The organism is uncultured Caballeronia sp., assembly GCF_964243625.1.
Lineage (GTDB): Bacteria > Pseudomonadota > Gammaproteobacteria > Burkholderiales > Burkholderiaceae > Caballeronia.
On sequence record NZ_CAXTGZ010000206.1, the window covers coordinates 3,043 to 9,546 of the forward strand.

At 61.6% G+C, this 6,504-nt stretch carries 5 protein-coding genes and 1 pseudogene (1 of these 6 only partly in view); 1 reads left to right on the forward strand and 5 read right to left on the reverse strand.

The genetic code is table 11. The features are described from left to right. The 3 genes and pseudogenes from rhmD to ACFFAR_RS15615 all read right to left on the reverse strand — a co-directional run. Window positions 1-527: pseudogene (rhmD, locus tag ACFFAR_RS15605) on the reverse strand (L-rhamnonate dehydratase) (it extends 650 nt beyond the left edge of the window). A gap of 27 nt (window positions 528-554) precedes the next feature. Next, window positions 555-1,874 (reverse strand): MFS transporter, encoded by a 1,320-nt coding sequence (locus ACFFAR_RS15610; protein WP_062003203.1) that lies wholly within the window; start codon window positions 1,872-1,874, stop codon window positions 555-557. Window positions 1,875-1,929: 55 nt separating this feature from the next. After that, window positions 1,930-2,682: an SDR family NAD(P)-dependent oxidoreductase gene (locus ACFFAR_RS15615; RefSeq protein WP_062003204.1), complete on the reverse strand. Its 753-nt coding sequence runs from the start codon at window positions 2,680-2,682 to the stop codon at window positions 1,930-1,932. 167 nt (window positions 2,683-2,849) lie between these two features. On the opposite strand from ACFFAR_RS15615, the gene ACFFAR_RS15620 reads away from it, so the two are divergent. Beyond that, window positions 2,850-3,791: an LLM class oxidoreductase gene (locus tag ACFFAR_RS15620; RefSeq protein ID WP_375508089.1), complete on the forward strand. Its 942-nt coding sequence runs from the start codon at window positions 2,850-2,852 to the stop codon at window positions 3,789-3,791. A gap of 56 nt (window positions 3,792-3,847) precedes the next feature. Here the strand turns inward: ACFFAR_RS15620 and ACFFAR_RS15625 are convergent, their stop codons facing one another. Together ACFFAR_RS15625 and ACFFAR_RS15630 are read right to left on the reverse strand one after the other, a co-directional pair. Beyond that, window positions 3,848-5,191, reverse strand: coding sequence for a DUF3100 domain-containing protein (locus ACFFAR_RS15625; RefSeq protein WP_062003206.1), 1,344 nt, complete (start codon window positions 5,189-5,191; stop codon window positions 3,848-3,850). A 75-nt stretch (window positions 5,192-5,266) separates the two neighbouring features. Next, window positions 5,267-6,504: aldehyde dehydrogenase family protein (locus ACFFAR_RS15630; protein ID WP_375508090.1), on the reverse strand; the 1,238-nt coding region annotated here is incomplete at its 5' end.

Below are 6,504 nucleotides of genomic sequence, written 5' to 3' on the forward strand. Positions count from 1 at the left end.
CCGCCGATAAACCCCATCCCCTTCGCCAGATCCGGACGTGCGCCCGTTGCATAGAATTGCAGTTCGTCGCGAACGGGTCCGCCCAAGAGGTGAAATACCGGTTCCTTGCGCACCTTCGCAAGCAAATCCCAGAGCGCAAGATCCACCCCTGATATTGCGTTGAGCACGATACCTTTACGCCCGTAATAGAGCGTGGCGAAATACATCTGGTCCCACATCTTCTCGATGTCCGTCACGCGCTGGCCTTCAAGGAATCTCGCCAGATGCTTCTCCACGATGAACGCGCCGATCTCGCCGCCCGTGGTCACTGCAAAGCCGACGGTTCCATCGCTTGCTTCGATCTCGACGACCAGCGAGCCGAGCACGTTCAGGCCAAACGACTGCCGGCTTTGCCTGTACTCGGGATAACGCGCCATTGGCGTGGAGACGTGGTCATCGATCCAGTGATCGGCGCCCTGGTCGTGGTAGTCGGCGCCGCCGCCGCGAACGGTGAACGCGCGGACGTGGCGAATGGTAGGCATGGACATGATCGGACTCCGTTTAAGTTCTGGTGTTCAGGATGCTTTGGCGCGTTCGCCAGGTGTGTAAGCAGATGTCCGCGCGGGTCGCACGAACACTATGATGGCTATCGCGGCGAGCACGGCGACGACGCCGAGAAGCACGAGGCCGGCGCTCGTTGAATCGTAGAAACGCTCGGCGCTCGTACGGATCATGGGCGCGACGAAACCGCCGAGGCCGCCGAGCGAGTTGATCAGCGCAATCGCGCCCGCCGCCGCAGCGCCCGTCAGATAATGCGTCGGAAAGGTCCAGAAGAGCGGTTGCGCGGCAATCAGTCCGCTTGCGGCAAAACACAGGGCGATCAGCGAAATCAGCGGCTGGCCCGCGAGCCCCGATATCGCGATACCCAATCCCGCCACGACCAGCATGACGACAGCGAGACGCCTGTGCTGCGCGTGACGATCCGCGTAACGCGGCACGATCCACGTGACGAGCACCGCGCACAGCCACGGAATCGCCGTCACGAAGCCGACCTTGGCGCCGACATGCGCGCCCATCAGCGCGGCCACCTGTTGCGGCAGATAAAAGATCACGCCATACACGGACATCTGGATCAGGAAATACACCGCCGACAAAATCAGCACGCGCGGATCGACCAGCGCGGCAAACACGGAACGCGGACCATGCGCGGATGCGGTCGCCGCGTCCTGGTCGAGTCGCGCGATCAGCAGGCTGCGTTGGTTTGCATCGAGCCAGCGCGCCTTGGACGGATCGTTGTCGAGATACCAGAACGCCCAGATTCCCACGAGCGATGCCAGCACGCCTTCGACCAGAAAGAGCCATTGCCAACCGGCAAATCCGAGCGCGCCGTGAAGGTCGAGCAATGCGCCCGACAGCGGACTGCCGAAGATGAACGCGAGCGGCGCGCCGAAATAAAACACGCCCAACGCCCTTGCACGCGCGGATTGCGGAAACCATCGCGTGAGGTAATAGACGATGCCGGGGAAAAATCCTGCTTCCGCCACGCCGAGCATGAAGCGCAAGACGTAGAACGCCGTGGCCGTATGCGCGAACGCCATTGCCGCCGACACAAGCCCCCATGTCACCATGATCCGGCACATCCAGAGCTTCGCGCCCACGCGATGCAGCAGCAGGTTGCTCGGCACTTCGAAGAGTGCATAACCCACGAAGAACACACCCGCGCCGAATGCGAACGCGGCGTTCGACAAACCCGTATCGTGCTGAAGCGCTTTCTGTGCGAAGCCGATGTTCGCCCGGTCGAGGAACGCGAGCATGTACATCAGCAACAGGAACGGCAGCAGGCGACGCATCACGCGAGCGGTGACGGCGTCCTCCGCATTTGCGGGATCGCTCATGCGTGTCTCCGGATATTGTTATGTCGCGGGCAACGCCCGCGTGAAGCAGAACGCTTTAGTAAGTCGCGCGTCCGCCCGACAGATCGAACACCGACGCCGTGCTGAATGCGCAATCCTCGGAACTGAGCCACAGGATCAGCGACGCCGCTTCTTCCGGCAGAAGGAAGCGGTTCATCGGGATCTTGGAGAGCATGTAGTCGATGTGCTGCTGCGACATCGAATCGAAGATCTCGGTCTTGGCAGCGGCCGGCGTCACGGCATTCACGAGAATGCCGCGCGTGGCGAGTTCCTTGCCGAGCGACTTCGTCAGTCCGATAAGACCCGCCTTCGAAGCGCTGTAGTGCGATGCGTTCGGGTTGCCTTCCTTGCCGGCCACTGATGCAATGTTCACGATACGCCCATACCCTTCCTTCAGCATATGCGGCACGATTGCGCGGCAGGTTAGATACGGGCCGATCAGGTTCACGTCGATCACGCGGCGCCAGACATCGGGCGCGAGTTCCCATGTCGTGCCGTTGCCGCCCGTGATGCCGGCGCAGTTGATCAGCACGTCGATCTTGCGATGCGCTTCCAGCGTCTGCTGAACCGCCTGTTCAACCGATGTTTCCTCGGTCAGTTCGACCACGGCGACGCTCACCTTGCCGCCATTCGACAGTTCGCCACGGGCGCGTTCGAGCCGCTCGGAATCGATATCCCACAGCGCGACTTCCGCGCCCGAAGCCAGCGCGCGCTGCGCCACCGCATAACCGATACCGCGTGCGCCGCCGGTAATCACAACGGTCCGTCCGGCCAGATCGATCTGGTTCATCGTGTCTCCTTGTGTTGGATGTCTTCTGCTGTTGCAAGCACTATAGGGGCCAAGTCATAGCCGAACAATCCGAGTATTCGATGATGCGATAGCGAAAGCGGATCGCAGCGCGGTGATAGCATTCCTGTCACTACTCGGAAGTCAGGGTAACAACATGCGGAGTGGACATGCCGGAAGTCATCGAACACACGGTGTTTGCCGAGGGGCGGCTTTCAATCGGCTTGACCCTGCCGATGCTGTCATCGGGCAATGCCGTAGCCGACTTCGATGAACAGATCGCGTTGGGCCGCCTCGCAGACGAGCTTGGCTTCGCCGCGCTGTGGGTGCGCGACGTGCCGTTGAACAGCAGCGACTACCCGGACCCGGTCGGGCATCTCGATCCCTGGGTATTGCTCGGCGCGGTGGCGTCGCACACCAAGAACATCGCGCTCGCCAGCGGCGCAATCGTGCTGACGCTGCGGCATCCGCTTCATATCGCGAAGGGTGCGGTATCGGTGAACACACTGAGTAAAGGGCGATTCATCCTGGGCCTTGGCTCCGGCGATCGTCCGCATGAATACGCGGCGTTTGGCATCGATGCGAACGAGCGGCGGGAGGTGTATCGGCGGCACTGGGATACGGTCGCGGCCGCGATTGGCCGCGAACCAAGGGTCGTTCCGGACCAGTCGCCGCCGGACGCGCCCGAATTCTTCCTGTTACCAACATCGCCGACACCCGTTCCGATGATCGCCGTCGGTTCAGGCGGCCAGAGCGTCGACTGGATTGCACGCAATGCGATCGGCTGGATGACGTATCACCGAGAGCCGGAAAAGCAGCGCGCGAGGTACAGCATGTGGAGGGCGGCGGTCGATCGCGTCGCGCCGGGCGAGTTTCGGGCGTTCGGCGCGGCGATGGGGCTCGATCTCGCCGCCGATCAAAACGAAGCCGCCGAGCCTCGCTCGCTGGGATACCGGACGGGGAGCAACGATCTCATCAGGATTCTGCGAGAGATGCGCGAGAACGGCACGCATCACGTCACGCTGAACCTGCAGGCATCGAAGCGCCCAACGCGCGAGATTCTTGAAGAACTCGCGGCGGAGGTACTGCCTGAGTTTCAGATCCGGGCGTGAGGCGGCGGGGATTCGCCGCAGCGGTATCTGGCGTCGAAGTAAGGGTGTTCGAACGCTCAGACGTGGAAGAACTGCGCCACCAGCGTCGCGCCCAGGAACGTTCCCGCATTCGCCACGAACGAAACCAGCACGATGCGCCATCCCAGCCGGCGAAACGCGGGGATGTCCTTCGCGATCGAGAGGCCTGCAAAGGTCAACATGGGCGTGGTGATGCTGAGAAAATCGTTCTGTGCGCTGTACGCCGATATCTGTGACGCCCACGGGCACCACGGTGACGTCAGGAACATCGCGACAATCGAGACCCAGCAAACCGCCGGGATCTTGCGTCCGCTCACCGTGTAGATTGCATCGCCAACAATGGTCGCAAGCACCATGATCAACATGCCGGGGAAACCGGAAAACGGCGTGGTGCCGTGCGTGATCCAGTCGCAACCAAGTGCGAACACAGCGGTCACGCCCCACGCAACCAGCTTCCCGCGATAACCCAGTTCGGGCGCGGCGGTTTCGACATCGCCGAGCTTCGGACGCTCGTCTTCGATGACCTTCGATGCATCCGACGCCTTGCTCGTACGCCCGATCAGCGGCTCGAGAATGCGGTATCCCCATACGGCCATCGGCAGCGAAATGAAGAGCGTGAAGTAGGTGCCGACAGTCGTCGTGATCAGGTTGCTCGCGGCGGCAAACGTCAGCACGGCCTTCGCCATTTCGGGCGTCTGCTGTGCGGCGATTGCACCTGATGCGGCGGCCATCATGCTGCCCGACCCAACACCCGAACCCATTGCAAGCGCAAGCGGATGGAAGATGTTCAGGCTTGCGACAAAGCCCGCAAAGATCGCGATGAACACCGCGCCGAAGACCGTCCCCGTCAGATACTCGGCAAGCACGCCGCGTCCTTCCGGCGAGTCCATGCCGTACTTCTCGCCGATGATCGCAAGACTCGGTTCGCGCCCCACGGAAAAGGTCGCGCCGATCGCCTCGCGCTTGATACCGAGCAGCAACGCAAGCGGCAAACCGAGCAGGATGGTCCCGACAAAATGCCCGAGCTCCTGGAACGCCAGTGCCCACCCCGACGCGGCGAGCTTGGGCAACGCACCGCCCACCAGCAATCCCAGCTTGGCTACAAACAAGAGAAGCGCAGGCTGCAATACGGCCGCAGCGAGGAACTGCGTCTTGACGTCGAGCCGCGCGGCGCCGCTCCATCGGCCACTTGCCAGACCTAGAGCGGCGCCGAGAAGAAGCGCCCAGATCATAGGGAGCAGAACGACTTTTCCCGGCCCGACCTTGAACGTGAACGAGCCGATGAATTCGGCAATGAGCAGGATGACTGCTGCATAAAAGAAGAGCTTCGCGCTCCTCAAGCCATCACTGCCCCGTTGTTGCGCAGCCACCGTGCTTGCCATTGTTTTTCTCCTTTATGTCCTCTTGTCTTCCCGCTTCGGTCCAACGCGGGAAGGCATGTTGCCTTATAAAAAACTTCAAAGATAGCCGAATGCAGTTGCCGGTTCTTTAGCCGTTTCAACCCACACGCTCTTGGTCTGCGTGTACTCGTACAACGCTTCCACCCCGCTCGAACGTCCGTATCCACTCATACCATAGCCACCGAACGGAGACGCGACATTAATGGTTTTATAGCCATTGATCCAGAAGGTTCCGGCATTGACCTGACCCGCCACGCGATGAGCACGGCCCACGTCGTTGGTCCACACCGCACCGGCAAGGCCAAACTCGGTATCGTTCGCAATGGCAAGCGCCTCTTCTTCGGTATCGAATGGAATGGCGGCCACCACCGGTCCGAAAATCTCCGTGCGCGCCACATCCATTTCGTTCGTTACGTTCGACAGCACCGTCGGCGAGACGAAGTAGCCGCCATCGGATCGCTCAGCCGATCCCGCTGCGAGCGTTGCGCCTGCCTCGACGCCGCTTGCGATCATCTTCATCACATGGTTGTACTGCGTGATGTTATTGATCGGGCCGACTTCGGTGGCGTCATCGAGCGGAAGACCTACCTTGATCTTGCGCGCGCCCGCTGCCACCATGCCGACGAACTCGTCATAGACCGAACGCTGGACCAGCAGACGCGATCCCGCCACGCAACTCTGGCCAGCTCCGGCGAAGATCGCGGCTTGCGCGGTCAGCGCGGCGTGCTTCAGGTTGGCATCGGCGAAGATGATGTTGGCCGACTTGCCGCCGAGTTCCAGCACGCAGGGCAGCACCCGTTTGGCCGCCGCTTCTGCAATGCGCACGCCGGTCGCGGGCGAACCGACGAACACGACTTTCTTCACTGCCTTGTGCGCAATTGCAGCTTGCGCAACGGTGTGTCCAAGACCTGCGAGAACGTTGATCAAGCCCTTGGGCGCACCCGCCTTTTCCGCGAGCATGGCAACGACGAGCGACGTAAAAGGCGTCATCTCCGACGGCTTCAGCAACACCGCATTACCCATGCAGATAGCCGGTGCAAGTTGCCATCCGCATGTGAAGACCGGTGCGTTCCAGGGCGTGATCTGCAAGACGGTGCCCGCCGGTTCGCGCCGCGTGTAGTTCAGATGCGATGTCGGAACGGGGATCACGTCGCCGTAGAACTTGTCGGCCCAGCCGCCGTAGTACTCGAACATTTCCGCGACCTTGGCGACTTCGCCACGGCAATCGCGAATGGGCTTGCCAGAGCCCATCGATTCAAGGCGTGCGAGGTTTTCGGTATCGCGCCGCAACTCGC